The 25,803-nt window shown below is 69.7% G+C and carries 27 protein-coding genes; 12 read left to right on the plus strand and 15 right to left on the minus strand.

What is annotated here, in order from left to right; all coding sequences use genetic code 11:
- Positions 1-2: 2 nt before the first annotated feature.
- The 3 genes from CIK77_RS00775 to CIK77_RS00785 are packed head-to-tail and all read right to left on the minus strand — an operon-like array spanning position 3 to position 1,116.
- On the minus strand, positions 3-485 hold the full coding sequence (locus tag CIK77_RS00775) for a DUF2017 family protein (RefSeq protein ID WP_170934185.1): 483 nt from the start codon (positions 483-485) through the stop codon (positions 3-5).
- Complete coding sequence (clpS, locus tag CIK77_RS00780) at positions 482-772, minus strand: ATP-dependent Clp protease adapter ClpS (RefSeq protein ID WP_170934184.1); 291 nt, start codon at positions 770-772, stop codon at positions 482-484. Before clpS ends, CIK77_RS00775 begins: the two co-directional genes overlap by 4 nt.
- Complete coding sequence (locus CIK77_RS00785) at positions 769-1,116, minus strand: metallopeptidase family protein (protein WP_087055752.1); 348 nt, start codon at positions 1,114-1,116, stop codon at positions 769-771. Before CIK77_RS00785 ends, clpS begins: the two co-directional genes overlap by 4 nt.
- 323 nt (positions 1,117-1,439) lie before the next feature.
- On the opposite strand from CIK77_RS00785, the gene CIK77_RS00790 reads away from it, so the two are divergent.
- The gene (locus tag CIK77_RS00790; protein ID WP_170934183.1) at positions 1,440-5,354 is read left to right on the plus strand and encodes a Pls/PosA family non-ribosomal peptide synthetase; all 3,915 of its coding nucleotides are present in this window, start codon (positions 1,440-1,442) and stop codon (positions 5,352-5,354) included.
- Between the two features lie 9 nt (positions 5,355-5,363).
- Positions 5,364-6,701, plus strand: a complete 1,338-nt coding sequence (locus CIK77_RS00795; protein ID WP_087055574.1) for a M1 family metallopeptidase — start codon at positions 5,364-5,366, stop codon at positions 6,699-6,701.
- Here the strand turns inward: CIK77_RS00795 and CIK77_RS00800 are convergent, their stop codons facing one another.
- Positions 6,702-7,325, minus strand: coding sequence for a hypothetical protein (locus CIK77_RS00800; protein ID WP_087055573.1), 624 nt, complete (start codon positions 7,323-7,325; stop codon positions 6,702-6,704).
- A 54-nt stretch (positions 7,326-7,379) separates the two neighbouring features.
- Positions 7,380-8,063 (minus strand): ribonuclease H family protein, encoded by a 684-nt coding sequence (locus tag CIK77_RS00805; protein ID WP_087055572.1) that lies wholly within the window; start codon positions 8,061-8,063, stop codon positions 7,380-7,382.
- A gap of 127 nt (positions 8,064-8,190) precedes the next feature.
- Between CIK77_RS00805 and CIK77_RS00810 the strand changes: the two genes are divergently transcribed.
- A complete protein-coding gene (locus CIK77_RS00810) occupies positions 8,191-8,805 on the plus strand; it encodes a DNA-3-methyladenine glycosylase (protein ID WP_087055571.1) in 615 nt (204 codons plus the stop codon).
- 6 nt (positions 8,806-8,811) lie between these two features.
- On the opposite strand, the gene CIK77_RS00815 is transcribed toward CIK77_RS00810, so the two are convergent.
- Positions 8,812-9,516 carry a FadR/GntR family transcriptional regulator gene (locus tag CIK77_RS00815; RefSeq protein WP_087055570.1) on the minus strand — a complete coding sequence of 235 codons (705 nt, stop codon included), beginning with the start codon at positions 9,514-9,516 and terminating at the stop codon, positions 8,812-8,814.
- A gap of 113 nt (positions 9,517-9,629) precedes the next feature.
- Here CIK77_RS00815 and CIK77_RS00820 point away from each other — a divergent pair, with 113 nt between their 5' ends.
- Genes CIK77_RS00820 through CIK77_RS00835 form a run of 4 tightly spaced genes read left to right on the plus strand, consistent with a single transcriptional unit; the run spans position 9,630 to position 14,371 of the window.
- Positions 9,630-11,012, plus strand: a complete 1,383-nt coding sequence (locus tag CIK77_RS00820) for a GntP family permease (protein ID WP_087055569.1) — start codon at positions 9,630-9,632, stop codon at positions 11,010-11,012.
- A gap of 11 nt (positions 11,013-11,023) precedes the next feature.
- Positions 11,024-11,794 carry an SDR family oxidoreductase gene (locus CIK77_RS00825; RefSeq protein ID WP_087055568.1) on the plus strand — a complete coding sequence of 257 codons (771 nt, stop codon included), beginning with the start codon at positions 11,024-11,026 and terminating at the stop codon, positions 11,792-11,794.
- Between the two features lie 11 nt (positions 11,795-11,805).
- On the plus strand, positions 11,806-12,840 hold the full coding sequence (locus tag CIK77_RS00830) for a zinc-binding dehydrogenase (protein WP_087055750.1): 1,035 nt from the start codon (positions 11,806-11,808) through the stop codon (positions 12,838-12,840).
- A gap of 1 nt (position 12,841) precedes the next feature.
- Positions 12,842-14,371, plus strand: coding sequence for a gluconokinase (locus CIK77_RS00835; RefSeq protein WP_087055567.1), 1,530 nt, complete (start codon positions 12,842-12,844; stop codon positions 14,369-14,371).
- 52 nt (positions 14,372-14,423) lie between these two features.
- On the opposite strand, the gene CIK77_RS00840 is transcribed toward CIK77_RS00835, so the two are convergent.
- Positions 14,424-14,885 carry an SRPBCC domain-containing protein gene (locus CIK77_RS00840; protein WP_087055566.1) on the minus strand — a complete coding sequence of 154 codons (462 nt, stop codon included), beginning with the start codon at positions 14,883-14,885 and terminating at the stop codon, positions 14,424-14,426.
- Between the two features lie 150 nt (positions 14,886-15,035).
- Here CIK77_RS00840 and CIK77_RS17830 point away from each other — a divergent pair, with 150 nt between their 5' ends.
- Both CIK77_RS17830 and CIK77_RS00850 read left to right on the plus strand, forming a co-directional pair.
- Complete coding sequence (locus CIK77_RS17830; protein WP_212647504.1) at positions 15,036-15,179, plus strand: hypothetical protein; 144 nt, start codon at positions 15,036-15,038, stop codon at positions 15,177-15,179.
- 134 nt (positions 15,180-15,313) lie between these two features.
- Positions 15,314-16,561, plus strand: coding sequence for an MFS transporter (locus CIK77_RS00850; RefSeq protein WP_212647503.1), 1,248 nt, complete (start codon positions 15,314-15,316; stop codon positions 16,559-16,561).
- Positions 16,562-16,584: 23 nt separating this feature from the next.
- Here CIK77_RS00850 and CIK77_RS00855 read toward each other — a convergent pair whose 3' ends face one another.
- The gene (locus tag CIK77_RS00855) at positions 16,585-18,018 is read right to left on the minus strand and encodes an HNH endonuclease signature motif containing protein (protein ID WP_087055564.1); all 1,434 of its coding nucleotides are present in this window, start codon (positions 18,016-18,018) and stop codon (positions 16,585-16,587) included.
- A 105-nt stretch (positions 18,019-18,123) separates the two neighbouring features.
- Between CIK77_RS00855 and CIK77_RS00860 the strand changes: the two genes are divergently transcribed.
- Both CIK77_RS00860 and CIK77_RS00865 read left to right on the plus strand, forming a co-directional pair.
- Positions 18,124-18,840 carry a YqeB family protein gene (locus CIK77_RS00860; protein WP_140403550.1) on the plus strand — a complete coding sequence of 239 codons (717 nt, stop codon included), beginning with the start codon at positions 18,124-18,126 and terminating at the stop codon, positions 18,838-18,840.
- Positions 18,809-19,447 carry a TetR/AcrR family transcriptional regulator gene (locus tag CIK77_RS00865; protein WP_087055562.1) on the plus strand — a complete coding sequence of 213 codons (639 nt, stop codon included), beginning with the start codon at positions 18,809-18,811 and terminating at the stop codon, positions 19,445-19,447. Before CIK77_RS00860 ends, CIK77_RS00865 begins: the two co-directional genes overlap by 32 nt.
- Positions 19,448-19,456: 9 nt before the next feature.
- Here CIK77_RS00865 and CIK77_RS00870 read toward each other — a convergent pair whose 3' ends face one another.
- From CIK77_RS00870 to CIK77_RS00900, 7 genes are all read right to left on the minus strand, one after another.
- Complete coding sequence (locus CIK77_RS00870; protein ID WP_249268643.1) at positions 19,457-19,828, minus strand: hypothetical protein; 372 nt, start codon at positions 19,826-19,828, stop codon at positions 19,457-19,459.
- 122 nt (positions 19,829-19,950) lie between these two features.
- On the minus strand, positions 19,951-20,652 hold the full coding sequence (locus tag CIK77_RS00875; RefSeq protein WP_087055560.1) for a RibD family protein: 702 nt from the start codon (positions 20,650-20,652) through the stop codon (positions 19,951-19,953).
- Positions 20,649-21,629, minus strand: a complete 981-nt coding sequence (locus CIK77_RS00880; protein WP_087055559.1) for a lysylphosphatidylglycerol synthase transmembrane domain-containing protein — start codon at positions 21,627-21,629, stop codon at positions 20,649-20,651. The genes CIK77_RS00875 and CIK77_RS00880 overlap by 4 nt, the downstream gene beginning before the upstream one ends.
- The gene (locus tag CIK77_RS00885) at positions 21,617-22,429 is read right to left on the minus strand and encodes a class I SAM-dependent methyltransferase (RefSeq protein WP_087055558.1); all 813 of its coding nucleotides are present in this window, start codon (positions 22,427-22,429) and stop codon (positions 21,617-21,619) included. Before CIK77_RS00885 ends, CIK77_RS00880 begins: the two co-directional genes overlap by 13 nt.
- A complete protein-coding gene (locus CIK77_RS00890; RefSeq protein WP_087055557.1) occupies positions 22,426-23,565 on the minus strand; it encodes a glycosyltransferase family 4 protein in 1,140 nt (379 codons plus the stop codon). Before CIK77_RS00890 ends, CIK77_RS00885 begins: the two co-directional genes overlap by 4 nt.
- The gene (locus tag CIK77_RS00895) at positions 23,562-23,963 is read right to left on the minus strand and encodes a 6-pyruvoyl trahydropterin synthase family protein (protein ID WP_087055556.1); all 402 of its coding nucleotides are present in this window, start codon (positions 23,961-23,963) and stop codon (positions 23,562-23,564) included. Before CIK77_RS00895 ends, CIK77_RS00890 begins: the two co-directional genes overlap by 4 nt.
- Positions 23,960-24,952: a zinc-dependent alcohol dehydrogenase gene (locus CIK77_RS00900; protein ID WP_249268642.1), complete on the minus strand. Its 993-nt coding sequence runs from the start codon at positions 24,950-24,952 to the stop codon at positions 23,960-23,962. The genes CIK77_RS00895 and CIK77_RS00900 overlap by 4 nt, the downstream gene beginning before the upstream one ends.
- A 106-nt stretch (positions 24,953-25,058) precedes the next feature.
- Here CIK77_RS00900 and CIK77_RS00905 point away from each other — a divergent pair, with 106 nt between their 5' ends.
- Positions 25,059-25,781, plus strand: a complete 723-nt coding sequence (locus CIK77_RS00905; RefSeq protein ID WP_087055555.1) for a CDP-alcohol phosphatidyltransferase family protein — start codon at positions 25,059-25,061, stop codon at positions 25,779-25,781.
- Positions 25,782-25,803: the final 22 nt, after the last annotated feature.

The raw sequence follows: 25,803 nt of genomic DNA on the forward strand, positions 1-25,803 counted from the left end.
CGTCATGCGCCGTGGGCCTCGTCGGCGGCCGCGACGAGGCCGTCGAGGCGGTAGCCGAGCCAGTCGAAGACCGCGAAGCGCGGATCCTCCGGATCGTGCTGCGTCTCAGCGCTGATGCCGAGGCGGCTGGCGATGACCAGTCGCAGCGCGGTGAGGGTGCGCAGCCACGCCTCCGTCGCCTCCTCGTCGAGAGGGAGGTCGACCGGCGCGAACTCGTCTGTCTCGCCGCTGTCTGTGACCTTCTCGAGCGCACGGCGGACCATGCTCGCGTCGCGAGCACGTCGATGCAGCAGGTCGCCCCTGGTGAGCGAGCGGAACTCGCTCGACGCGTGGGGATCGTCCGGATAGACATCCGGAGCGAGGCGCTCGACGGCCGGGTCATCCGACGGCGTGCCGTTGACGAGGTCCGCGAACTGGCGCACCAGGTCCTCCAGATGCTCGACCTCGATGCGCGTCATCGTGAGCATCAGCATCTTCTCGCTCATGGTGTTCCTTCCCGCACGGTGGCCCACAGGCCGTAGTCGTGCATCGCCTGCGCGTGCAGTTCCATCTGCTCGCGGGCTCCTTCCGCGACGATCGCATGGCCGTCGTTGTGCACGGCGAGCATGAGTCGCTGTGCCTTCTCTGGGCCGTATCCGAAGTGCTCTCGGAACACGCGGACGACGTAGCTCATCAGGTTGACCGGGTCGTTCCAGACGACCGTCTGCCACGGCCCGGATGACGAAGGCTGCAGGTCGATCTGCTCGTCGAGCTCGGGAAGCGCGATGCTCATGCCCACCCCAGCTCGTGCAGTCGCTCGTCGTCGATTCCGTAGAAGTGCCCGATCTCGTGCACCAGCGTCGTGTGCACCTCGTCGCGGAGCTCGTCCTCCGTGGCGCAGCGGGCGAGGTGCGGTTCGCGGTACACGATGATGCGGTCGGGCAGGTCGCCCATGCCGTAGCGATCGCGCTCGGTGAGTGCGAGCCCCTCGTACAGACCGAGGAGCCCGAGAGAGCCGTCCTCAGGGCGGTCCTCGATGACGAACACCACGTTGTCGAGCCCGTCGACCATGTCGTCGGGCAGCAGGTCGAGCTCGTCGATCACGAGGCGCTCGAACTCGTCAGCGCCCATCCGCATCATCGGCTCCTCCTGACCGGCCGCGGCGTCGGCGCGGTCGGCGGGATCGGGAGCGCTCATAGGGCGTGGGCCTTCCGTTGCAGCATGTCCGCACCAGTCTACGGAGCCGAGACGAACCGGTCGCGCGATGTCGGGAGAATGTCCGCAAGGTGAACAGAGTGCGGCTCGGTTGCGTGGCGTACCGACGCTCGAGCGGCCCGTTCATAGGATGAAACCGGTTCAGTTCTCGGCACAGCGCGCGCCGCGCCGTGCTGGCGCATCGAGCCGCGGCACGGCGTACTGCCGGGAGAAACCGCACCGAACGCACGACAGAAAGCGGATGTGTGAATCCGACCGTTTCGCCCGTCCCGATCTCGCACCGCGATCCGCAGCTTCCGCTCGCGCGCGGCCGATTCGCGCCGCAGCCGCGCACCCTCGTCGACGTGCTGCGCGCCACGGCCGCAGCGCATCCCAACGCGAGTGCGCTCGACGACGGGTCCGGCGCCCTCAGCTACGTCGAGCTGCTCGATGCGTGCGACGCCCGTGCGGACGAGCTGCGCCGTGAGGGAGTCGGGCGCGGCGACAGCGTCGGTGTGCGCGTGGTCAGCGGCTCCCGAGATCTGTACATCGCGATCCTCGGCATCATCATGGCGGGAGCCGCCTACGTTCCCGTCGATGCGGACGACACCGATGAGCGTGCCCGCCTCGTCTTCGGCGAGGCGATGGTCGTCGGCATCATCGGCGACGACGGCTACGTGCCGAGCCCGGCGAGCTCGCAGCAGGGCGTTCGGGATGCTGAACTTCCCGGCCTCGACGATGCCGCATGGGTGATCTTCACCTCGGGCTCCACCGGCGTGCCCAAGGGCGTCGCCGTCTCGCATCGCTCCGCCGCGGCATTCGTCGATGCCGAGGCGAACTGGTTCCTGCCCCACGCGCCGCTGGGCCCTGGCGATCGCGTGCTCGCCGGGCTGTCCGTCGCGTTCGACGCCTCGTGCGAGGAGATGTGGCTGGCGTGGCGCAGCGGTGCGTGCCTTGTGCCTGCGCCGCGCTCGCTCGTCCGATCGGGGGAGGACCTGTCGGGGTGGCTGGTGCGCCAGAGCATCAGCGTCGTCTCGACCGTGCCGACGCTGGCCGCGATGTGGCCGGCCGAGGCGATCGAGAACGTGCGGCTGCTGATCTTCGGCGGGGAGGCGTGCCCGCCGGAGCTGGCCGCACGATTGGCGGACTCGGGCCGTGAGGTCTGGAACACGTACGGACCGACGGAGGCGACCGTCGTCTCGTGCGGATGCCCGCTCGACGGCGAGACGCCTGTGAGCATCGGCCTGCCGCTGGACGGATGGGACCTCGCGGTCGTCGACGCGGAGGGGAACCGGGTCGCAGAGGGCGAAACCGGTGAGCTCATCATCGGCGGGGTCGGGCTGGCGAGCTACCTCGACCCGGCCAAGGACGCGGAGAAGTACGCGCCGATGCCGTCGCTGGGGTGGGAGCGGGCCTACCGGTCGGGTGACCTCGTGCGCTACGAGCCCGAAGGGCTCATGTTCGTCGGGCGCGCGGACGACCAGGTGAAGGTCGGCGGGCGCCGGATCGAACTGGGCGAGGTCGAGAACGCGCTGCAGGACGTGCCGGGCGTCACCGCCGCCGCCGCTGCCGTGCGCGAGAGCGAGGCGGGCGTTCCCGTGCTCGTCGGCTATCTCGTGACGGAGGCGCCGCTGGATCGCGCCGCAGCGAGGGAGCTGCTCGCCGAGCGGCTGCCCTCCGGCGTGATGCCGCTGCTCGCCGAAGTCGAGGAATTGCCCGTGCGGACGTCGGGAAAGGTGGACAGGGCCGCACTGCCGTGGCCGCTTCAGAACGTCGATTCCACCCGGATCGAAGGGCTCACGAGCACGGAGGAGTGGCTTGTCGAGCAGTGGCAGGCGGTGCTCGGGGTGCCCGTGCCCGATCGAGGCGCCGACTTCTTCGACCTCGGAGGAGGATCGCTCGGCGCCGCTCAGCTCGTTTCGCGCGTCCGTGCCAGGGTGCCGGAGTTCACGGTGGCAGACATCTACGACATGCCGAAGCTGCGGCAGATGGCGAAGGCGATCGCGGCGACGGACGAGGCATCCGGCGACCTCGAATTCCACCAGGCACGTCCGACGCGCAGGCGCACGCAGTGGACGCAGACGCTGGTCGGTCTTCCCCTGTTCATCACGGGAGGCCTGCGCTGGCTCGTCTACGTGCTCACCGCCGGAACGGTGCTGAACCTCACCACCGGCTTCGACGCGCTGCCGACCGCGCCGTGGTGGGCGCTCGTCATCGGCATCGCGGTCGTGGCGACGCCGTTCGGCCGGATGGGCATCGCGGCCTTCGCGGCGCGCGTCCTGCTCGCCGGTGTGCGGCCTGGCGACTACCCGCGCGGCGGCCGCGTGCACATGCGGCTGTGGCTCGCTGAGCAGTTCGCCATGCAGATCGAGGCGGTGGGCCTTGCCGGCGCGCCGTGGATCACCCTGTACGCGAGAGCGCTCGGCGCGAAGATCGGCAAGGGCGTCAGCCTGCACACGCTCCCGCCGATCACGGGCATGCTCACCGTCGGAAGGGGTTCGGCGATCGAGCCTGAGGTGGACCTCACGGGGTACTGGATCGACGGCGATGTGCTGCGGCTCGGGGAGGTGCGCATCGGGCGCCAGGTCTCCGTCGGCGCGCGCAGCACGCTCGCACCTGGTGCACGGATCGACGACGGCGCGGAGATCACGCCAGGGTCGGCGGTGTTCGGGCGGGTGAAGTCCGGTCAGACCTGGGCGGGTTCCCCCGCCGTGCGCATCGGCGGCGACTCGAGCGACCAGTGGCCGTCGAAGGAAGCGCCCCGCTCGTGGGTCTGGCAGGCCGTGTACGGGCTGTCGTCGATGCTTCTGGCGCTGCTGCCGTTCGGTTCCTTCGTCGCAGGCGGCGCCGTGATCGCCGTGGGCATGCGCGGCGCGGGTTCCCTCGGCGATGCCGCGCTCGCCGCGGCGGTGTGGCTCGTGCCAGCGGTGCTGGTGGCGGGAAGCGTGTACGCCGGTGTCGTCATCATCTTCGTCCGTCTGCTCTCTATCGGGCTGCGGCCGGGCACTCACCCCGTGCTCGGCCGCGTCGGATGGCAGGCATGGGCGACCGAGCGTGTGCTCGATGCCGCTCGGACGCTGCTGTTCCCGTTGTACTCGAGCCTGTTCACACCGGTGTGGCTGCGCCTGCTCGGCGCCAGGGTCGGCCGCAACGTCGAAGCCTCGACGGTGCTGCTCATTCCGAGCCTGACGCGCATCGACGAGGGCGCCTTCCTCGCCGACGACACCATGGTCGCCTCGTACGAGCTGCACCGCGGGTGGCTGCGGATCGGGAGGGTCAGAATCGGCAAGCGCGCCTTCCTCGGGAACTCGGGCATGGCCGCCGCAGGCCACAGGGTGCCGAAGAACTCGCTCGTCGCAGTGCTGTCCGCGGCGCCGACGAAGGCGAAGTCCGGATCGTCGTGGCTGGGGTCGCCGCCGGTGCGGCTGCGCAGAGTCGCGCAGGACAGCGACGACTCCCGTACGTACCGGCCGGGTGCGGCGCTGCGCATCGCCCGCGCGCTGTGGGAACTGGGCCGAGTCGTTCCGGTGATCGTCAGCTGCGGCCTCGGGCTCGCTGTGATGCTCGCGTTCGCATGGCTCTGGCAGGCCGTCGGCATGTGGACCGTTCTGCTCGCCGGCGTCGTGATGCTCACAGCAGGCGCCGCTGCCGCGGTGATCTCAACCGCAGCCAAGTGGATCATCGTCGGTCCGATCCGCGCAGGCGAGCAGCCGCTGTGGTCGAGCTTCGTCTGGCGCACCGAGGTGAGCGACACGTTCACCGAGATGCTCGCCGCCCCGTGGTTCGCTCGCACGGCCGCGGGCACGCCCGTGCTCACACTGTGGCTGCGCTCACTCGGAGCGACGATCGGCTCTGGCGTGTGGTGTGAGTCGTACTGGCTGCCCGAACCCGACCTGGTGCGCCTCGGCGACGGTTCCACGGTGAACCGGGGCTGCGTCGTGCAGACGCACCTGTTCCACGACCGGATCATGAGCATGGACGTCGTCGAACTGGGCGCGGGGGCGACGCTCGGCCCGCACAGCGTGATCCTGCCCGCGGCGGAGATCGGAGAGCACGCCACCGTCGGCCCCGCCTCGCTCGTCATGCGCGGCGAGGATGTGCCGGTCGGCTCGCGCTGGAGCGGGAACCCCATCGGCCCATGGCGCGCGGTGAAGGTGCGCGCCTACCAGTCGACGAAGTAGGTTCTCTGGATGCGCACGCAGTACACGCCGCACAGCGGCGACAGCAGCTACCGAGTCGAGCACTGTGCGCTCGACATCGACTACACACCCCGCACCAACCGGCTCACAGGTCGCGCGCAGATGCGGATCGAGGTGGCCGAGCAGACCCGCTCGCTGCGCGTCGACCTGGTCGGGCTGCAGGCGGGCAAGGTCCGCGTCGACGGCAGGCCGCAGCGCAAGGTCGCTCAGAACGCCCACGGCATCACCGTCAAGCTCGGCCGCACACTCGAGGCGGGGGAGCGGCTCCTGCTCGAGGTCGAGTACGCCGGTCGCCCTCGCCCTCGTCGCTCCCGCTGGGGAACGCTCGGCTGGGAAGAGCTGGAGGAGGGAGCGATGGTCGCCGCGCAGCCGATCGGTGCGCCGACCTGGTTCCCGTGCAACGACCGCGTCGACGATCGCGCGCGCTACGACATCCGATTCACCACCGATCGGGAGTTCTTCGCAGCGGCCACGGGTGTGCCGGGCCCGGTCGAGAGCGCAGCAGGCAAGCGCACCTGGTCCTTCTCGTCCGACGTGCCGACGGCGACCTACCTGCTGGCGCTGCACGTCGGGCCGTACCAGGAGTACCCGCAGACCTCCCAGATCGCATCGGGTGAGTTGAGCTGGCGCCTGGTGACCCCGCCGGCCCAGCACGGCTCGATGCTCGAGGCCTTCGCCGACGTGCCGCGGATGATCGAGACGTTCGAAGACTGGTTCGGCCCGTATCCGCAGCACGACCTGACGGTCGTGGTCACCAGCGAGGAACTCGAGATCCCGCTCGAATCGCAGGGAATGGTCACCTTCGGCGCCAATCATGCCGAGCCGGACGAGCAGCGGCTGCTCGCGCACGAGTTGGCGCACCAGTGGTTCGGCAACAGCGTCGGCATCGGCGCCTGGGGCGATATCTGGCTGAACGAGGGCTTCGCCTGCTTCTCGGAATGGGTGTGGTCGGAATCGTCAGGGGACCGGAGCATCGCCGACCTGGCTGAGGCGCACCATGCGCGGCTCGCCGAGCTGCCGCAGGATCTCGTCCTGGGCGACCCCGGGGCGGACGACATGTTCGACGACCGCGTCTACAAACGCGGCGCACTCCTGCTCGAAGCACTCAGGCGCACCATCGGGCACCAGCCGTTCCGGGCTCTGATGCGCGCATGGGCGACGGGCAGAGCGCACACGCTCGCGACGCAGGACGCCTTCTTCGCGCTCGCCGCGTCGCACACCGACGTGCCGCTGGACGCCTTCCGGCGGTCATGGCTCGTCGAGACCGCGTTGCCAGAGCTCCCGTCCCGCGCGGGGCGGCGGGCGCAGGGAGACGTGAACGGGACCTGATCAGGCGAGCGCGACGCTGAGGACCGCACGACGGGGGCTGTCGATCCGGATGTCGAAACCGCCCAGTGCACGGTGTGCGTCGGCGGCGGGCGTCGTCCATTCGTCGTGGTCATGCCGGCCGGCACTGGCGGGCTCGTGGCACGCGGAACCGGAACGATCGGCGCTCCGGCGCGGCATCGTGCGGGGGAGCGCGCCGCGCAGGCCGGTACGGCGCGCCTTGGCAACAGCTTCTCCGCGCGTCCACGAGGAGACCATCCGCGCGCCGATGGCCTCGCCGACCGCGCGGCGGGTGGCCGCATCGTCGAACTCGACGTCGATGCCGAACGCGCGTGCGCCCTCCGGCGCGACGCCGACGGCGACGAATCCGTCGGCGTACGAGACGCTCACGAGCGGGCCGGGAGCGTCGCCGACGCGGACAAGGAGCGGGCCGTGCGGGCCGCCGCAGGCGGGGCACACCTGTCCGAGCGACGCGCCCGGCGCGAGCATTCCGGCGAGCAGGGTCCGCCCGATCAGGCGCGCGGACGTGCGGAATGGGGCTGCAGTCCATGCGAGAACAGCGCCCGAGCGTCGGATGACGACGGGTGCGCCCGCCGTCATCGAGTCATCGGCTGCATCATCCGGCATCGTGTCGCCCTGGTCGTGTCCGATGAGTCGCCTGCTGCTGCGCTGGGCACCGGCTCAGATCAGTTCGCGCAGGAACTGTTCCGGACTGATCCCCGCCGTCGAGGCGCGCTCGCGCAGCCGTGCGTGCTCGCTCGCCGTGAGGGTGATTCTGATCTCCGTGGCGTCGTCGTCGAGGTCGTCGAACAGCGTCGGCTGCTCGACGGCCACGGCCCCGGATGTGCGGGTCGGGTCGGAGGCAGCCGGCGGCGCGGCAGGGGATGGCGCTTCTGCGTCGTGGCCAGCGAAGCCCGGTCCCGCGTCGACGGCCGAGCGATTCCGGTACGCCTGAGCCGCGCCGTTGGCCCGCTTGTCCGCCGCCTCGTTCCGCGGGTGCCCTGCGTGGCCCTTCACCCATTCGAAGGTCACGCTGCGGCCCGTGATCTCGGTATCGAGAGCCTCGAGGATGTCGCGGTTGAGCACCGGCTTGCCGTCCGCCTTGCGCCAGCCCTTGCGCTTCCAGCCGGGCATCCATCTGGTGACTGAGTCGATCACGTACTTGCTGTCGCACTCGATGTGCAGCGCCTCGTCGGTGCCGGCCGTCGCGCGCAGCAGCTCGAGCACGGCCAGAAGCTCGCCCTGATTGTTCGTGCCGTGGGGCGAGCCGCCCGCGGCCCAGCTGGCGTCGTCGATGAACCATGCCCAGCCCATCGGTCCTGGATTGCCGAGGGCGGAGCCGTCTGCTGCGGCGGTGATCGTCATCCCCTCAGCCTAGAGCGCGGCGGCGGGCCCGCCTGGCTCGTGGGTCGTGGGCGTCGTGTCGAGCGCGGACGGCTGTTCCGGATGCGAGAGTGGAGGGGTGACGGCGAACGCGGCGGACTCTGGTGGCATGACGACGACGGCCGGCACCGCACCCGGCGCGGAATTCGGCTTCCTCGACGCTCCCGTCGAGCTGGCCGCGCGGCGGCTGCTGGGCTGCGAGCTCGTCAGTGAGATCGACGGCGAGCGCGTGCGGGTCAGGGTCGTGGAGACCGAGGCGTACGACGAGACCGATCCGGCCAGCCACACCTTCCGCGGGCGCACACCGCGCAACGCCGCGATGTTCCTCCCGGCCGGCCATCTGTACGTCTACCGCTCGCACGGCATCCACTTCTGCTGCAATGTCGTCACGGGGCGGGCCGGCGTCGGTTCCGGGGTGCTCATCCGGGCCGCCGAACCGCTGGAGGGCGAGGAGATCATGCGGGCCAGGCGCGGCCGCGGGGGAGCGGAGCTCACCAACGGGCCGGGAAAGCTCGGCCAGGCACTCGGCGCCGATCTCTCGCTGACCGGAACGTCTCTCGCGGGCGACGGGTGGGGGCTGCGCCTGGACCGCAGGGCGGAGCTGTCGGCCGCCGAGATCGTCACGGGCGTGCGGGTGGGGATCTCGAAGGCCGTCGACGCGCCGCGCCGGTTCTACGTCAGGGGGAGCGCTTTCGTGTCGCGCCATCACGGCGCACCGCACTGACGGCGATCACGCGAGCGAGTCGTCGGTCTGGACCTCGCCCCAGACCGCCAGCATGTGCGAGCGGGAGTGCGCCTCCGCCTCCGCGCCGTCTCCCGTGCTGATCGCGGCGGCGACGGATTCGTGCTCCTCGAGCGTTCCCGGAGCCGGCATCTGGGGGGTCAGGCCGAGGCGGGTTCTGCCCGTCAGCACCTCGCGCACGGGAGCGCGCAGCGCGATGAGCTGCGGGTTTCCCGACGCGTGCAGCAGCAGGTCGTGAAAGCGCACATCGGCGGCGAGGAAGTCGTCTGACGCGCCGCCGCCCTCGACGGCGAGGGTGCGCAGGCGGCTGGCGAGACGGCGCAGCTCGGCGCGCTGTGCGGCGGACGCGCGGGCTGCGGCCAGCCGTGCCGCTGTCGGCTCGACGGCCACGCGGAGCTCCATCAGCGCCTCGAGCTGCTGCTGTCGGAACGGGCCGTGCAGATTCCAGCCGATCACCCGCGGTGCGAGCGCGTCCCATGAGTCCCGCGGCTGCACTGTGATTCCGACCCGGCGACGCGAGGCCACCAGGCCGAGGCTCTCGAGCACCTGCACGGCGTCGCGTGCGACCGTGCGCGAAGCGTTGTAGTCGTGTTCGAGCTGTGCCAGCGTGAAGACTGCGTCAGGGGCGATCTCGCCCGCGACGATGCGGGAGCCGAGATCGTCAGTGACGTCGTTGTGGATGCGGCCCGCCATTGGGTTCCTTCCTCGAAGCAAGTAGTGATACCTTACTACGGCGATAAATAGTACTTTTGCAGGATGGCCGGTGAAGGTCCGTTCTGCTCGACTCACATTCAACGGAGAATCCCATGACTGAAGAGTGGACCCAGACCCTCGGCGCAGGGCCCCTGCTCGGCATAGCCGCCGGCGCCGTGCTGCTGATCCTGTTCCTCGTGATCAAGCTGCGCCTGCACGCGTTCCTCACACTGATCCTCGTCTCGGTGCTCACCGCGATCGCCACAGGGCTGCCGGTGAGCGAGATCGTGAACACGCTCGTCGGGGACTTCGGATCAACGCTCGGCTCCGTGGCGCTGCTGATCGGGCTCGGAGCGATCCTCGGCAGGCTGATCGAGTCGTCTGGCGGCGCGAAAGCCGTCGCCGACCTGATGGTCCGCGTCTTCGGTGAGAAGCGCGCGGCGTTCGCCCTCGGCATCACGTCGCTGCTGCTCGGCTTCCCGATCTTCTTCGACGCAGGCCTGGTGGTCATGCTGCCGATCATCTTCGCCGTCGCTCGACGCATCGGCGGCAAGAACCTGCTGCTGTTCGGCATGAGCGGCGCCGCGGCGTTCTCGGTCATGCACGTGTTCCTTCCCCCGCACCCCGGCCCCGTCTCGGCGATCGAGTTCTACGAGGCGAACCTCGGGCTCGTGCTGCTGCTCGGCCTCGTGATCGCGTTCCCGACCTGGTACCTCTCCGGCTACCTCTGGGGCAAGTTCATCAACAAGCGCAACCCGATGATCGTGCCGTCGCTGTTCGGGGCGAAGGACGACGACCAGCCGCAGAACCCGCCGAAGCCCGGCACCGTGATCGCCATCCTGCTCGTGCCGATTATCCTGATCTTCCTGAACACCGGGCTGAGCACGCTGGGCTCCGTCGGCACCGTCGATCCCGACGCGTTCTGGGTGCAGGCGCTCACCTTCATCGGGCAGTCGCCCATCGCGCTCCTCATCACGGTGATCGTCGCGCTGCTCGTGCTCGGCCGCTTCCGCGGCGAAGACGGTTCGGCGCTCGAGAAGCTGGTCGACGGAACGCTCGGCCCTGTCGCATCGGTCATCCTGATCACCGGTGCGGGCGGCATGTTCGGCGGCGTGCTGCGCGCATCCGGCATCGGCGATGCGCTCGCCGACACGCTGTCCGACCTCGGCCTTCCCGTCATCCTGGCCGCATACGTCATCGCGGTGGTGCTGCGCCTCGCGCAGGGATCGGCGACCGTGGCGCTGGTGACGTCGGCCGGACTGATGGCTCCGGCCGTCGTCGCCGGAGACTTCGGTGCGATGGACGTCGCGGCGATCACGCTCGCGACCGCCGCGGGATCGGTGTTCGCCGGTCACGTCAACGACTCCGGATTCTGGCTCGTCGGGCGCCTGATGAACCTCGACGTCAAGACCACGCTCAAGACGTGGACCGTGCAGCAGGCGATCGAATCGGTCGTCGCGTTCGTGCTCGTCCTCGCCGTCTACCTGATCTTCTGAGGAGGACATCAGTGACTTCCGAACTGTTCGACATCCGTGGGCGCGCCGCACTTGTGACGGGGTCATCGCGCGGCCTCGGGCGCACACTGGCGCTCGGTCTCGCCGAGGCGGGCGCGCGCGTCACGCTGCACGGGCGCGATCCGGATGCGCTCGCGACCGCGGCAGACGAGATCGCCGAGGTCGCGGGCGCACGCCCCGCCACGGTGCGCTTCGACGTCACGGACGCCCGTGATGTCGAGGAGCAGGTCGAGCAGCTCGTCGCGGAGCAGGGCGTTCCAGACATCCTCGTCAACAACGCCGGTCTGCAGCGCCGTGCGCCGATCGGCGAGTTCGCCGTCGACGACTGGGACGCGGTGATCGCGAGCAACCTGTCGAGCATGTTCTACGTCTCGCGCTTCGTCGTGCCGGGAATGACCGAGCGAGGGAGCGGCAAGATCATCAACATCGCCTCCGTGCAGTCGAAGCTCGCACGGCAGACGATCGCGCCGTACTCGGCGTCGAAGGGCGGCGTCGCGCTGCTGACACAGGGGATGGCCGCCGACCTCGCCCGTCACGGAGTGCAGGTGAACGCCCTGTCACCCGGGTACTTCGCCACCGACATGAATCGCGCCCTCGTCGAGGACGACGCCTTCAACGACTGGCTCGTGAACCGCACGCCAGCGCACCGATGGGGCGATGCGCGCGAGCTGCGCGGTGCACTGCTGTTCCTGGCATCCGATGCTTCGAGCTTCGTCTCCGGTCAGAACATCGTCGTCGACGGCGGAATGACGGCCGTCGTATGAGCGCCGACTCGATGCGGGCGGTGTACATCGACGGCAAGGACCGGATCGCCGTGCGCGAGGCCGCCGTGCCGGACACGGGCGATGGCGAGGTGCGCATCCGCGTGCAGCAGGTGGGCATCTGCGGCAGCGACCTGCACTACTTCTTCGAAGGAGCGAACGGCGAGTACGCGGTGCGCGAGCCGCTCATCCCCGGGCACGAGATGTCCGGTGTCGTCGACGTGGACCCGCGAGGCGAGTTCGCCCCTGGCACTCCGGTGACCGTGCACCCCGCGCGTTTCGGCACCGAGGTGCCGGGCACCCAGGGGCAGCCGCACGTGTGGCCGGGCGGCTCCTACCTCGGCAGCGCGGCGACCATGCCGCACACCCAGGGCGCGATGGCCGATCTGCTGGTCGTCGACCGTGGGATGGTGCGCGTGCTTCCCGACGGACTGGACACGGCCGGTGCCGTGCTCGCCGAACCGCTCGGCGTCGCCCTGCACGGCGCGACTCGGGCAGGTGACCTGACCGATGCGCGTGTGCTCGTCTCGGGTGCGGGCCCGATCGGGCTGCTCGCCGTCGCCGCGGCACGTGCTCGAGGTGCGGCACACGTGACGGCGAGCGACATGCTCGATGAGCCGCTGGAGCGGGCGCGCACCATGGGCGCGGACGCCGTCGTGCGCGTCGGCCGCGATGAACTCACGGCTGAGGCGTTCGACGTGGTGCTGGAGTGCTCGGGCGCCCCCGCGGCGATCAGTTCGGCCGGGGCCGCGGTGCGCCGTCGGGGAGTCGTCGTGCAGATCGGGATGGTCCCGAACACGCCGCAGGGCGTGAACCTGGCACCGTTCATCTCCAAGGAAGTCGACCTTCGCGGAGCGTTCCGCTTCCGCGAGGAGATCGACGAGGCCGTCGCCCTGCTCGCGGAGCGGCCGGAGATCGGCGCCGTGGTGACCCACGTCGTCCCGGTCGCCGACGTGCACGGCGCGTTCGACGTCGCGCGCGACTCGAAGGTCTCAGGCAAAGTGGTCGTATCGTTCGAAGCGCACGGGCATGAACAGCACGGAGACTGAGATGGAATCCGCAGACGTCGTCATCGGGGTCGACATGGGCACGACGGCGACGAAGGTCGTCGCGTACCGCGCAGACGGCTCGTCCGTGGCGCAGGCCTCGCACGGGTACCCGTTGGATGAGCCGGCGCCCGGGCGAGCCGAGCAGAACCCGCACGACATCCTGGATGCCGTGCAGCGCGGCATCAGCGACGTCGTCTCCCGGGTCGGCGCCGACAGCGTGCGCGGCGTGAGCTTCTCCAGTGCCATGCACAGCGTGATGGCGCTCGACGCGGAGGGTGCGCCCCTCACACCGGTGGTCACGTGGGCCGACACCCGTGCGGCCGCGCAGGCGGCCCGCATCCGTGATTCCGAGGGCGGACTGGCACTGCATCGCCGCACGGGCACTCCCGTGCATCCGATGTCGCCGCTGACGAAGCTGGTCTGGTTCCGCGAGGAGGAGCCCGAGCTGTTCGACCGCGCTGCGGTCTGGGCGGGGATCAAGGACTGGGTGCTGCTGCAGCTGTGCGGCGAGCTCGTCACGGACCATTCCCTCGCCTCCGCTTCGGGGCTGATGGACATCCACCGGCTCGAGTGGGATGCTGAGGCCCTCGAACTCGCCGGGATCACGACCGATCGGCTGCCGGTGCTGGTGCCGACCAGGCACGTGCTGCGTGAGCTGACCGCGCCGGCCGCGGAGGCAACCGGCCTCGACGCGGCGACTCCTGTCGTCGCCGGTGCGGGCGACGGACCGCTCGCCAACCTCGGTGTCGGCGCCGTGCGGCACGGCGTCGCGGCCTGTTCCGTCGGCACGAGCGGGGCGCTGCGGGTCAGCGTCGACCGCCCGAGCGTTGACTCGAACGGCGGCGTATTCTGCTACGCGCTCACTGAGGACCGCTGGGTCGTCGGCGGCGCGATCAACAACGGCGGCGTCGTGCTCGACTGGGTGAGGGCGGAGCTCGCATCCGGTTACGCGGAGCTGTCGACCGCGCAGCTGCTCGACGAGGCGATGACGGTGCCCGCTGGCTCCGGTGGCCTGCTGATGCTGCCGTACCTGCTGGGGGAGCGGGCGCCGCGCTGGGGCGGCGCGGCGAGAGGCGCGTATGTGGGGCTGACGCGTGCGCACCAACGCGCACACCTCGTGCGCGCCGCGGTCGAGGGCGTCGCGCTGCAGCTGACGCTCGTGCTCAGGTCGATGCGCGGTGCGGGACTGGACATCTCGGAGATCCGCGCGACCGGCGGTGTGATGAAGCACGAGATGTGGCGCCGTACGCTGGCGAGTGCCTTCGACGCGTCGATCGGCTTCCCGGCCAGCCCAGAAGGATCCGGCTTCGGGGCGGCGCTGCTCGGCATGGAGGCGCTCGGCATGATCGATTCGATCGATGTCGCGGCTGACCTGGTGCCCGTCGCGGACGCGACGGATCCGGATGCTGGCGAGGCGAGCGTCTACGAAGAGCTCCGCCCCGTGTTCGAGGATCTCTACGACGCCCTGCTGCCGGCCAACACCGCGCTCACCGAGCTCGGCGCGAGGCTGCCGCTGGCACACGAGGACTGATTCGTGAGCGGTGCGGGGCCGCTGACCGAATCCGGATGCGCGGCGGTTCTGCTCAGCTCTCGACGAGCGCGGCGAGGTTCCGCAGCGATGACGTGAGCCCGTCGATGTGATCCTCGGCGGAGATCCCGCTCGGCACGTCCTCCGCCCGGAACACCACCACGGTGCGGGTGTCCTGCGCCGACACCTCCCAGATCATCCGCATGACGCCGGCGTAGGACGGGTCGACGGATTCGAACTCGATCTCCTGCACGACGCGAACATCCGGCGTCACCTCGACGAACCTGCCTTCGACGACATCCTCGTCTGCGCTGCTCTTTCCGGGTGCCTCCGTGGCGTCTGCGTACGTGAGGGTCATCCGATAGCGGCCGCCGGTGCGAGCATCGAAGTGCTCGATGCTCCCCGTCATGCCCTCTGGCGGGAGCCATCGCACGACGCTGTCCGCCGAGGTGAGCGCAGCGTAGACGCTCTCGGGGGAGGCGTTCACGAGGAGCTCTGCTTCGTCGGTGCGTCCCATGTTTCGACGGTACTCCGGAAGCGTGCGCGGCGCTTGACGGCGTGCGCGGCGCTTGACGCCGCACGTCCCCTCCCGCAGCCCTTACTGAGGGAGGACCAGTACAAGTTGGTCGTCAGCCAGGACTCGGTGATCGAGATGTAGGACCTGGTCATGGACCCCGATGAGCTGCGTGACCGTGGCGACAAGTTCTTCCACTGGATGACGACCATGTACGACGTGGGGGAGGTCGACCACGACTCGACTCAGTCGGGGCTCGATGAGACGACGTACGCCGGAAGTCGGGAGACTCCGTGACGGGCGTGGCATATGATGAGCGCATCGTGACGCGCAGGCAGCTCCTTTCCGGCCGCTGCGGGGCCCACTGACGGCAGGCGGCCCGCAGCGGCGTTCGTGGGTGCCTGCTCCTCCTCGTCCTCTGGAGCATTCGCGTGTCCGTTTCGACCGAATCCGCCGCGCCGCACTGGCGCATCAACCTCATCGTGTGCGCCCTCGGGTCGTTCACGACGATCGTCGGGATGACGCTGATCCTGCCGATCCTTCCGCTGTACGTCCGTGATCTCGGTGTGGAAGATCCAGCCGCCGTCACCGCATGGTCGGGCATCGCCTACGCGGCGACGTTTCTCACGGCAGCGTTGGCCGCGCCGCTGTGGGGCTGGCTGGGGGACAGGTACGGGCGCAAGCCGATGCTCGTGAGAGCCAGCCTCGGCATGGCCGTCGCGATGTCGCTGATCGGGTTGGCGCAGGATGTGCAGCAGCTCGTCGCCGTCCGACTGCTCGTCGGGCTGCTGGGCGGCTATGCATCCGGATCGACGATTCTCGTGGCGGCGCAGGCACCGCGGGGGAGGTCGGCGTGGGCGCTGGGGGTGCTGTCGTCGGCGATCATGTCGGGCACCATCGTCGGCCCGTTGCTGGGCGGTGCGATCGCTCAGGCGTTCGGCGTGACGCTCGCCTTCCTCAGCACCGGCGCACTGATCTTCGTCGCGTTCATCGGCACGGCGGTGTTCCTGCGTGAAGACCGCTCTGCCGCCCCAATGGCGAATGTCATCTCAGCGAGCGGACGCGGCGGGTGGCGGGCGATACCGCGCAGGGGGACGATCATCGCGCTGCTGGGACTGTCGGCATTGCTGATGTTCGCGACGATCTCCGTCGAGCCCATCATCACGGTGCACATCGAACGCCTGACCAGCGGCACTGAGCACGTCGCCATATTCGCGGCAGTCGTGTTCTCGCTGACCGCTCTCGGCACGATTCTCTCCGGGCCGTGGCTGGGTCGATTGGCCGATCGCGTCGGGCATCTGCGCGTGCTCACTTGGAGCCTTGTCGCGGCGACCGGGCTGCTGGCGCTGCAAGCGGCGGTGCCGGAGCTGTGGTCATTCGCGGCACTGCGCTTCGCAACCGGTCTCGCACTCGGCGGCATCACTCCGACCGTTGTGGCCACCATTCGGCGACTGGTTCCGAGCACAAGCGTGGGGCTGGTGCTCGGATACAACGTGTCGGCGCAGTACATCGGACAGGTGACCGGGCCCGTGCTCGCGGGCTTCATGGGCGGCGCGCTCGGCACGCCGTCGGTGTTCGTGGCAACCGCCGTGCTCACCGCTGTCGGCATCGTGGCGGTCGCATTGATCAGGCGCCGGATTCCGGCACCGGATGTACGGGACGACGCCCGCACGGGCTGAGCCGACGAGGGCAAGCCTGAGCTTCAGAAGGGTGCGGGTTCGGGAGTGCGTTCGTGTCTGTCGGCCAGGTCGGGCATGGGGGTGCCGTTGGCGAGTTCTTCGGTGTCGACGAACCTCACTGAGGACTCGGGCTTGTCGCGGTAGGCCCGCCCGGTGGGGCTGGTCCATTCATACACTCCCGCCGCGGTCTGTTTCGCTTTCCACGGGGTGTGATGCCGCAGCGTGTGGTGATGTCGACACAGTGCTCCGAGGTTGGTGACGGTGGTCTCGCCGCCTCGGGCCCAGTCGGTGGTGTGGTCGATGTCGCATCGCCGGAACGGCCGGTCACAGCCCGGGAACCGGCAGTGCTCGTCCCGCGCCTGCAGGAACCGGTGCTGCTCTGCGGTCGGCTTATAGGAGTCCGCGGCCAGCAGCGCCCCGGTGTCGGGGCGGCGGAAGAGCCGCTCCCAGACGGGTGCATCGTCGGCGAGGGCGCAGAGGATATCGGCGGGGAGCGGGCCGTGCCCGGCCAGATGCCCCGGCTCGTCGGTGAGATCGGTGAGGGCCTGGACCGGGATCGTGACCTGCACCGTCGCGCGGATCTCCTCGAGGATGTTCTTCCCGGAAGCATCCATGACATGGTGCGCGGTCGGGGTGCCGGTGAGGATCAGATCCGCGGCGACGTCCGCGCAGACTCCCCCGAACGTGCGCGGATCGGCCTCCACCCCAGGGGTCGTTTCGCTCGCGCCGGTGACGGCGGCGGGGTGCTGGCGGTCGGTGTCGCGCATCACGGTCTTCGCGATCGAGGTGACCCGGTCTTCCATCCCGCGGATCGCGGTCGCATCACCGATCACATGCAGCTCGGCGAGATGCTCCGACAGCACCGTCGTGAACACCATCCGTCGACGCCGCGCCGCCCGGGCCTGTTCCTCAGGGTCGCGGGGATCGAGCTGCTCGGCCACACGGACACAGTCCGCGGCGAACCCGGGCACGGACCGCGTCGGGGACGCGTCCAGCAGCTCCAGCACCCGCTCCTCATACACATCGCGGATCTCACCTCGCAGCCGGGTGCCGGCATCGACGACCGCCCGCGCCCTGTCCTGCCCGATCATGGCGTCCTCGACACGATCGAGCGTGGCGGGGAAGCTCTCGTGCAGCAGATACGCATCCGACAAGTCAGCCTTCGCACGAAACCGGGTCACGCCCCGCACCAGCGCGACCTCCGCCGCAACGGAACGGACCGGCATGTCATCCACCGGACCCTCACACACTGGTACCGGCGGCCGTGTCCCCCGAGTACGGAGAGCACGCTTGCCCTGCGCGACCGCGATCCGCATCAACTCCGCCGACGCCCGCACCCTGGCCGCCTCCGCGACACGAGCAGCCCGCTCCGCAGTCTCAATGTCAGCCAGCAGCACACGCGACCGCTCCTGTTCCTCCTGGGTGGGGAACCAGACCGGCGGACGCTTCGTCGACATACCCAGATCGTCTCACCGACCTCCGACATTCCACCCGGACATCCCGTCGACGCGAACGGAGTCGGTAGCCCATCATTAATGGAGTGCATACTCTAGTATTGAAGGATGAATGAGACATCGTTGCGACAGCCTGTGGCGATCCCGCTCGGGTTCGGTCTCGCGGTCCTGATATCTGCGGTTGGGCTCGGGCTCGGCGGGCCCGTTCTCGCGGCTTGGCTGGTCGACATGTTCGACCTGTCGCCGCTCCCGACGCCCGGTGTGCTGCAGGTGGTCGCCGGTCTGCCTTGGGCCTGGTCGATCCCGATCGGTGCGCTCCTCGGCGTAGTCGGTGGAGTGCTTCTTGCGCTGAACATCGAGAGCGAAGGGCTGAGGTTGACCGTAGCGACCGATCACATCGAGTACCGGCAGGAGGATCGCGAGGGGTGGATCGAACGCACTGACGTGGCCACGATGTATCCCGACGGACACTACGTCGTCGTACTGGACCCTCGTGAGCGCATCCGGGTGCGATTGAACGCCGACGGGGTGAGCCGCAGCGCTCTCGCGAGCACGATGCGCGAGCACGGCTATCCATGGCTCGACCAGGATCCCTTCGAAGGCGACTATGCACGGTGGGTGGACGGCAAGCCCGGCTTCACCTCGGGGGAGCACCGGCTCATCCGCGAATGGCGACGGAAGCGCCGGAAGAACACCGGCAGGATGGAGGCTGAGGAGGCACTGCGCGAGGCAGGCCTCGTGGTCCGCTGCCGCGGGGAACGAGTAGAGGCTCGTCGAGCGGGAGGGGTGAGCGATGGCACGGACCGTCGATCCGCGGCGTCATGAGGAGCGGCGGCTGCACATCATCGATGCCGCGTTGACCGTGATGGCCGCTCGCGGGTACGAGCGTGCCACCACGGCGGCGATCTGCCGGGAAGCACGGATCGGCTCCGGCACCTTCTTCCACTACTTCCCGGCCAAGGTGGACCTTCTGCTGGCGATCCTGGAGCTCGGTGCCGATGACGTCGCTCAGCTCCGTGCCGCGGTCGAGGACATCGAAGATCCGCTGGCTGCGATAAGCAGGATCGTCGACCAGCTGATCGACGACGCGAGCGATCCCCGTCTGGGTGGCTTCGTCCGTGCCGTCGCCGCCGTCATGACTGAGCCGAAGGTGGCCGCGGCGCTGGAGGCGGATGAGCGGGCGCAGCGTGAGCTGCTGTTGGAGTGGCTCGTTCGGGGACAGAGCACTGGCCAAGTGCGCACGGATCTGCCGGCGGAACGACTGGTGTCTTGGGTGCGGCTGCTGATGGACGGGTTCCTGGAGCAGATCGCCGCTGACTCCGAGTTCACGGCGGAGCAGGAAGGCCCCATGCTGCGCGAGGCGGTGCGGGGCGTCCTGACCGGATTCGTGCAGACGCCTGGTGCCCGAGCGTGTGCATCACATGGCGGGTGAGGTCGGCGCTCAGTCCCGGTCGGCGCGCGACGAACGGAACAGCATCGTCGTGGTGACGGCGAGCACCACGACGCCGATGGATTCGACCACCACGGTGTGCGGCGCGAGCGTGTCGCTCCACGAGGTGTGGATACCGAACAGGCCGACCGTGAGCGCGGTCAGCAGGGCGCCGAGGGACGCGATCATGAACAGCAGGCCGAGCACGGCCGTGAGCCGCAGCATCGTGCCGCGCAGCACGAACATGCCGATACCGAGTGCGATTCCCGCCACCGCGTTCAGTACGAATGTCACGCCGAGGAATCCACCGGTTCCGATCAGCACGAGGAACAGGTGGATTCCGCCTGCGGCGATCAGGAGCAGGGCGCTCGCGTACTGCGCCATGCGTTGCGCATTTCCTCCGGTGCTGGACATCTGCGTCCCCCGTCGGTCGAGTCAGTTCCGATCGGTATCAGGATATCGCCGCAGCGCCCGTCCGACCAGAGGGCGAGCGAACGACGAAGCGGTCAGGCATCGCAGCGATCGCTCAAGCCGTATCGGAGCAGCACCACGTCTCCGTACGGCGTCGACTCGATCAGCCGAGCACGGCGATCCGGAGTCCATGGGAACTCCGCGTCGCGGACGAATCGGGGTGCACGGCGATCTCCGACGAAGAACGGGGCGACGACAAGGTGCAGCTCGTCGACGAGCCCGGATGCCAGGAACTGGGTGAGCACGCGCCCGCCGCCCTCCACCATCAGTGAGGCCACGCTGCGTTCGCCGAGGTCCCGCAGCATCCCGGGAACCGAGGCATCCGGACCGAGCCCGATCACGGTCGCCAGCGGCAGGCGGTGACGGAGGCGTTCGGAGAGTCGGTCAGGGCAGTACACCACCTTCTCGGCGTCGCCGGCGGTGAAGAACCGCGCGCGCGGGTCGAGATCGCCGGTGCCCGTCACGGTGACCTTGGTGGGGTTCGGGCTTCGACCTGCCTCGGTTCTGCGCTGGCGCCGTTCCTCTCCGCGCACGAGCAGTCGCGGATCGTCGAGGCGGACGGTCCGCGCGCCGACGAGGACTGCGTCGTGCGCGGCCCGCACCTCGTCGACGCGATCGAAGTCGGCATCGCTGGACAGCGCGAGACGCGGTGGGGACGCGGTGTCGAGGTAGCCGTCGAGGGACATGGCCGCACTCGCCGTCACGTACGGTCGGGGAGGGTTCTGCGCATGATTCATGGCGTCTGGGTTCCTCCGAAGGCAGCGGGCCCGTGCGTGCGCCGACCGCGCAGAGCGCTGACGAGCATGACGAAGGCACCGGGCACGACGGCGATCAGCACCAACAGACCGAACGCCGTCGATGCGGCCACGCCGGCCGCGGCCGTGAGCCCGGCCGTATGGAACACCCAGCCGACCACGCCTTCGCGCGGCCCCCAACCGGCGATGTTCGTCGGAATGGCCGCTCCGAGCAGCGCAACCAGCGAGATCCCGATCAGCTGCGGGATCGGCAGCCGCATGCCGACAGCGGAAGCGGCCACGGCGAACAGTGTGACATGGCACGCGAGCACCGCCGCCGAACTCGCCGCGATCTGCGCGAGCGCACCGCCGGAGCCGACGCCCTTGCGCAGATGTGCCCATTCGCGCCGGATGATCCCGCGCCCGCGATGGGCGAGGGTCATCGCACCGATGAGCAGCGCGACGACCGCGACCGCGATGGCCATCACGACGAGCACGGTCGGACCGAAGGCGGGAGCTGTCCAGAGCACGACCGCAGCGGTTGCGGCGGCGAGCGCGACCTGCCCCGTCAGGCGTTCGATCGCCACGGCGCGGGCGGCCTGGGCCAAGCTGCCGGCGTCGGTTCCGTGCGTGACAGCGCGATGGACGTCGCCGAGCACGCCGCCGGGGAGCACAGCATTGAGGAACTGCGAGCGGTAGTACGACGCGATCGCGTTGGGCAGCGAGATGTGTGCGCCGAGGCGCTGCGCGATGACGCGCCACCGCCATGCCGATGCGGCGGTGGCAACGGCGATCAGCCCGACCGCGGACGCGACCGATGACACATCCATGCTGAGCAATCCGCGGGCGAACGGCTCCGCACCGACCCGCCACACCACCGCGGCCAGGATGGCTGCTCCCGCGATCGGCCGCGCCCACACTCGCACCCGCCGTGAGCGCAGCACGGCGGCAGCCTGCGGGAACCACGTCATGGCGGCCATGCCATCAGATCCTGATGGTGCACGTCGACGGAGAGCGCCCCGGCGCGCGCCTGCGCGGTGCGTCCGGCGCGGTAGTCGGCGGCCGCCGATCGCAGCTGGGGCCTCTGCTCGACGGCCGCGTCCGTCCATCCGGCCAACCACTCTGACAGCAGCCTCGGCGTGTGCCAGCCGAGGCGCCACGGTGTGTCGACGGCGCGGACCTCCCACCCGGCGCTGTCGAACAGAGCGCGCGCCCGATCGAGGGCTGTCGGGCCGAGCAGGTGCACGCCGGCGTGCACGCGCTGCTGGTGCGCGTTGAACGCCGCACGGAGGTCATCGTCGAGCGGGTCTGCGGGCGTGACCGCGACGTCGCCTGTCACGGTCAGCGCGAACAGCACGGGAGCGCCGCCCGCGACGCAATGGGACACGACGGCGCGCAGCTCGTCCTCGGTGAGCACATCCAGGAGTGCCGATGCGGTGATGAGAGACGCACCGCGCAGGTCCTCTGGATCCAGATCGTCGAGCGCACCGACGCGCGTGGACACCGAGACGACGGATCCGCCGTGGTCGAAGGGTCGTGGGGCGTCCGCGGCGCGCTGCAGCAACTGGGCGTCCCGATCATGCAGGTGCCAGCTCTGCGGCCCTGGCAGCATCGGTGCCAGCCAGTGCATCATCGATCCGGTGCCGGAGCCGAGATCGTGTGCGATGATCGGCGCTTCGTGAACGTGGGAGGCCAGTGCCTCGGCGAGTGCGGTCGAACGTGCGCGCGCATCCTCGGGCTCGCGCACGGCGAGCCACGCACTGCTGATCCCCGGGGTCATGGTGCGTCGCTCCCGGCCGGTGCGGCTGCGGTGGTGAGCGCCGCAGCGACGTCGTGCGCCGTGTCATCCCAGCTGCGGGTGATCGATCGGGTCCGCATCGCGTCACGGACGATGGTGGCGCGGGTGCTGTCGTCGGACCACCATCTGCGCAGCTCCCTGCGCAGGGCGTGCGGATCATCCGGTGGAACGAACATCCGGCCGGCGTTGGCAGCGATCGCTTCGGGGAGACCGCCGGTGCGGGCGGCGAGTACGGGGATGCCGTGTGCCGATGCCTCGGCTGCGGCCATTCCGAAGGGTTCGTCGCGCGACGGGGCGACCAGCAGGTCCGTCGCCGTGAACTGTTCGGTCATTCGGCGCCCGGCGAGCACGCCGACGAACCGGATGCGGTCGCTCAGGCCGAAGGCGTCGACCTGATCCCTCAGCGCGGCCGAGAAAGCGGGGTCGACGTCTGGCGAGCCGACGAAGGTGCACCTCCAGTGCTGTTCGGCCTCGATGCCCGCCAGCGCGCGCACCAGGATGTCCTGCCCTTTGTGCGGGGCGAGGGGACCGACGCACAGCAGGCGTTCGCCCTGCGGGTCCGATTCAGCGGGACGAACCGCACCGGCGACGGCGGGACGGGCGATGACGACGCGGTCGGCCGAAACGCTGCCGAGGGAGACGAGGACATCGCGGGTCCAGCGACTGGTGGCGACGACGCCGCGTGCGGCGCGGAGAGCGCGGCGCTCGCCGGCGATGACGGCCTTCGAAGCGCCAGCGGAAGAACTCTCCACCATGTGTGCGAGAACCACCACGCGCAGCCTGGTGGACTCCCGGGTGAGGGCATCGGCGGCACGGCTGGCGAGCAGCCCGTCGACGAGCACCACCGCTCCATCGCGCATGTCGCGAAGCGCCGATGACATGGCTGCGTCGCCGACGTCGACTCGGCGCAGGCACGCCCTCCAGCACTGTGCCTCGAGCGCCTCGTGGACCGCGAGATCGTACACATTTCCGCCGCTGATGCGTGCCGCATCCTCCACCCAGGCGGGTACGACGAAATCGACCGCGCCAAGAGAATCCTCGTGGTGAGTGCCGCCTGTCGGCATTTCTTCGGTGTCGCCTGCGGCCCCGGCGGCGAGCACGGCCCGTGTCCCGTTCACAGCTGCCTTTCGAAGCTCGCCCAGGCGATGTGCGATTCGTGCAGCGTGACGGTGATCGTCGTGAGCAGCCGTCCCTCGGCGCCGAGTGCGCCGTCGCCTGCCCGTTCGGCGAGGGCATCCGCGACGACGCGGCAGAGGTGCTCGGTGGTGGTGTTCGTCCCGGCGAACCTCGGATCGTCGTCGAGGTTGCGGTTCGTCAACGAAGAAGTGATCTCGTGCAGTGCCGAGGCGGCTCGTCCGATGTCGACGACGACGCCGTCGGCGCTCAGCTCGGAGGCTCGGAAGGACGCGTCGACGACGTAGGTCGCTCCGTGCAGGTTCTGGGCGGGCCCGAACACGTCGCCGGAGAGGCTGTGGGCGATCATCATGTGATCGCGCACGGTCACGGTGAAGGTCATGGTGCGTCCTTCCAATCGATGGTGAGGCACGGACCCGTGCCGCCACGTTCAGACGTCCCGTCGGCGAGAGACGCCATCACCTCCGGCAGTTCGCGCCAGGATGACTCGGCGCCCAACAGTGCGTCGAACCCGCTGTCGCGCAGCAGGCGCAACGCGAGGGCGAGCCGATCGCGGCGTGTTCTGCTGCCTCGTCGTGACGACGAGACAGCGCCGACCTGCGAGGAGCGGATGGACAACCGTCGGGAGTGGAAGTCGCTGCCGAGTGACACGGTGACGGGCCGGTCGCCGTACCAGCTCGCCTCGATCACCGTGCCTTCCTCCGCCACCGACTCCAGGGCGAGCTGCAGACCGGAACCGCTGCCGCTGGCGTGGATCGCGATGTCGCGGTCGCCCGGCGCCGCGGCGGCTTCGGCGAACCTGACACCGAGCTGCGCTGCGGTGCTCTGCCGCATCGGGTCGATATCGACCAGGGTGACATCCGTTTCCGGGATGCCGCGAAGCAGACGCGCGATGCAGCAGCCGATCGTTCCCGCACCGATCACGACGATCCGGTCGCCGATGCGCGGTGCCGCGTCCCACGCCACGTTCAGCGCGGTCTCCACCGCTCCGGCGAGCACGGCGCGGCGCGGCGGGACGCCCTCTGGAAGGGGGAACACGGCGTCGGCGGGAAGGACGAACGCGGACTGATGAGGATGGAGAGCGAAGACCGTGCGGCCGACGAGATCGGGGCGCCCGTCGATCACCACGCCGACGCTCTGATATCCGTACTTCACCGGGCCGGGGAAATCGCCCTCCTGGAACGGCGCCCGCATCCGTTCGGATTCTGCGGCGGGAACCTCACCGCGGAAGACGAGCGTCTCCGTTCCCGCGCTGATGCCGCTGAACTGCGTGCGGACGAGCACGTCGTCTTCGCCGACCGACGGGAGCGGCTGCGTCCGCATCGCGCCGACGTGCGGCCTTTCGATCCAGAATGCGGCGGCTTCCTGCACGCGTCTCCTCCTGTCGGCCCGTTTCTCATGCTAAGCCTGATGGCACGATCCTCACAGGATGTCGTCCACCGGAGAGCAACAGGGCGTTCGAAGCCCGAGGCAGTCGATGAAGATGATTCACTGGGCACCGCCTATCGCCACCGCCATCGGCGTGCTCGGTGTCGTGCTGGGCGTGTTCGGCGGGCTTCCGGTCATCGCCGCTGCGCTGGGCGTCGGGTATCTCGCCGTCTCGAACGCGCTGCTCGCTCTGGCGCTCGGCCGCAGCGGTGCCGAACGGTTCGGACAGGCGAATGCCGTCACCACGGCTCGCTCTGTGCTCGTGGGGTTCGTCACGGTCGTCGTCGCGGCGTCGTTTCTGCAGTCGGTTCCCACCTGGCTGCTGCTCGCGTTGGCGATCCCCGCGCTCGCCCTCGACGCCGTGGACGGCTGGGTCGCCCGGCGCACCGGGTCCGCGACACCGCTCGGCGCGCGCTACGACATGGAGGTGGACGCATTTCTGCTGCTGGTGCTCAGCGCATTCGTCGCGCAGACGCTGGGCGCGTGGGTCCTCGCGATCGGGATCATGCGGTACGCCTTCGTCGCGGCCGGCTGGGTGCTGCCGTGGCTGCGGGCTCCGCTGCCGCCGCGTCACTGGCGCAAGGTCGTCACGGCAGTGCAGGGCATCGCGTTGGTCGTCGCTGCGTCGGGGCTCGTTCCCGCGGTGATGTCGATCGCGGCGGTCGCCGTCGCACTGCTGCTGCTGTGCGAGTCGTTTGCTCGGGACGTGGTGTGGCTGGTGCGCCAGCGCGGTGCGAGTGCGTGTCCGGGGGTGAGCAGACCCGGCGGATGAGCAAGCCGGCAGGACGCACGCA

Origin of the sequence: Microbacterium sp. JB110, from assembly GCF_003335195.1 — a bacterium.
GTDB lineage: Bacteria > Actinomycetota > Actinomycetes > Actinomycetales > Microbacteriaceae > Microbacterium.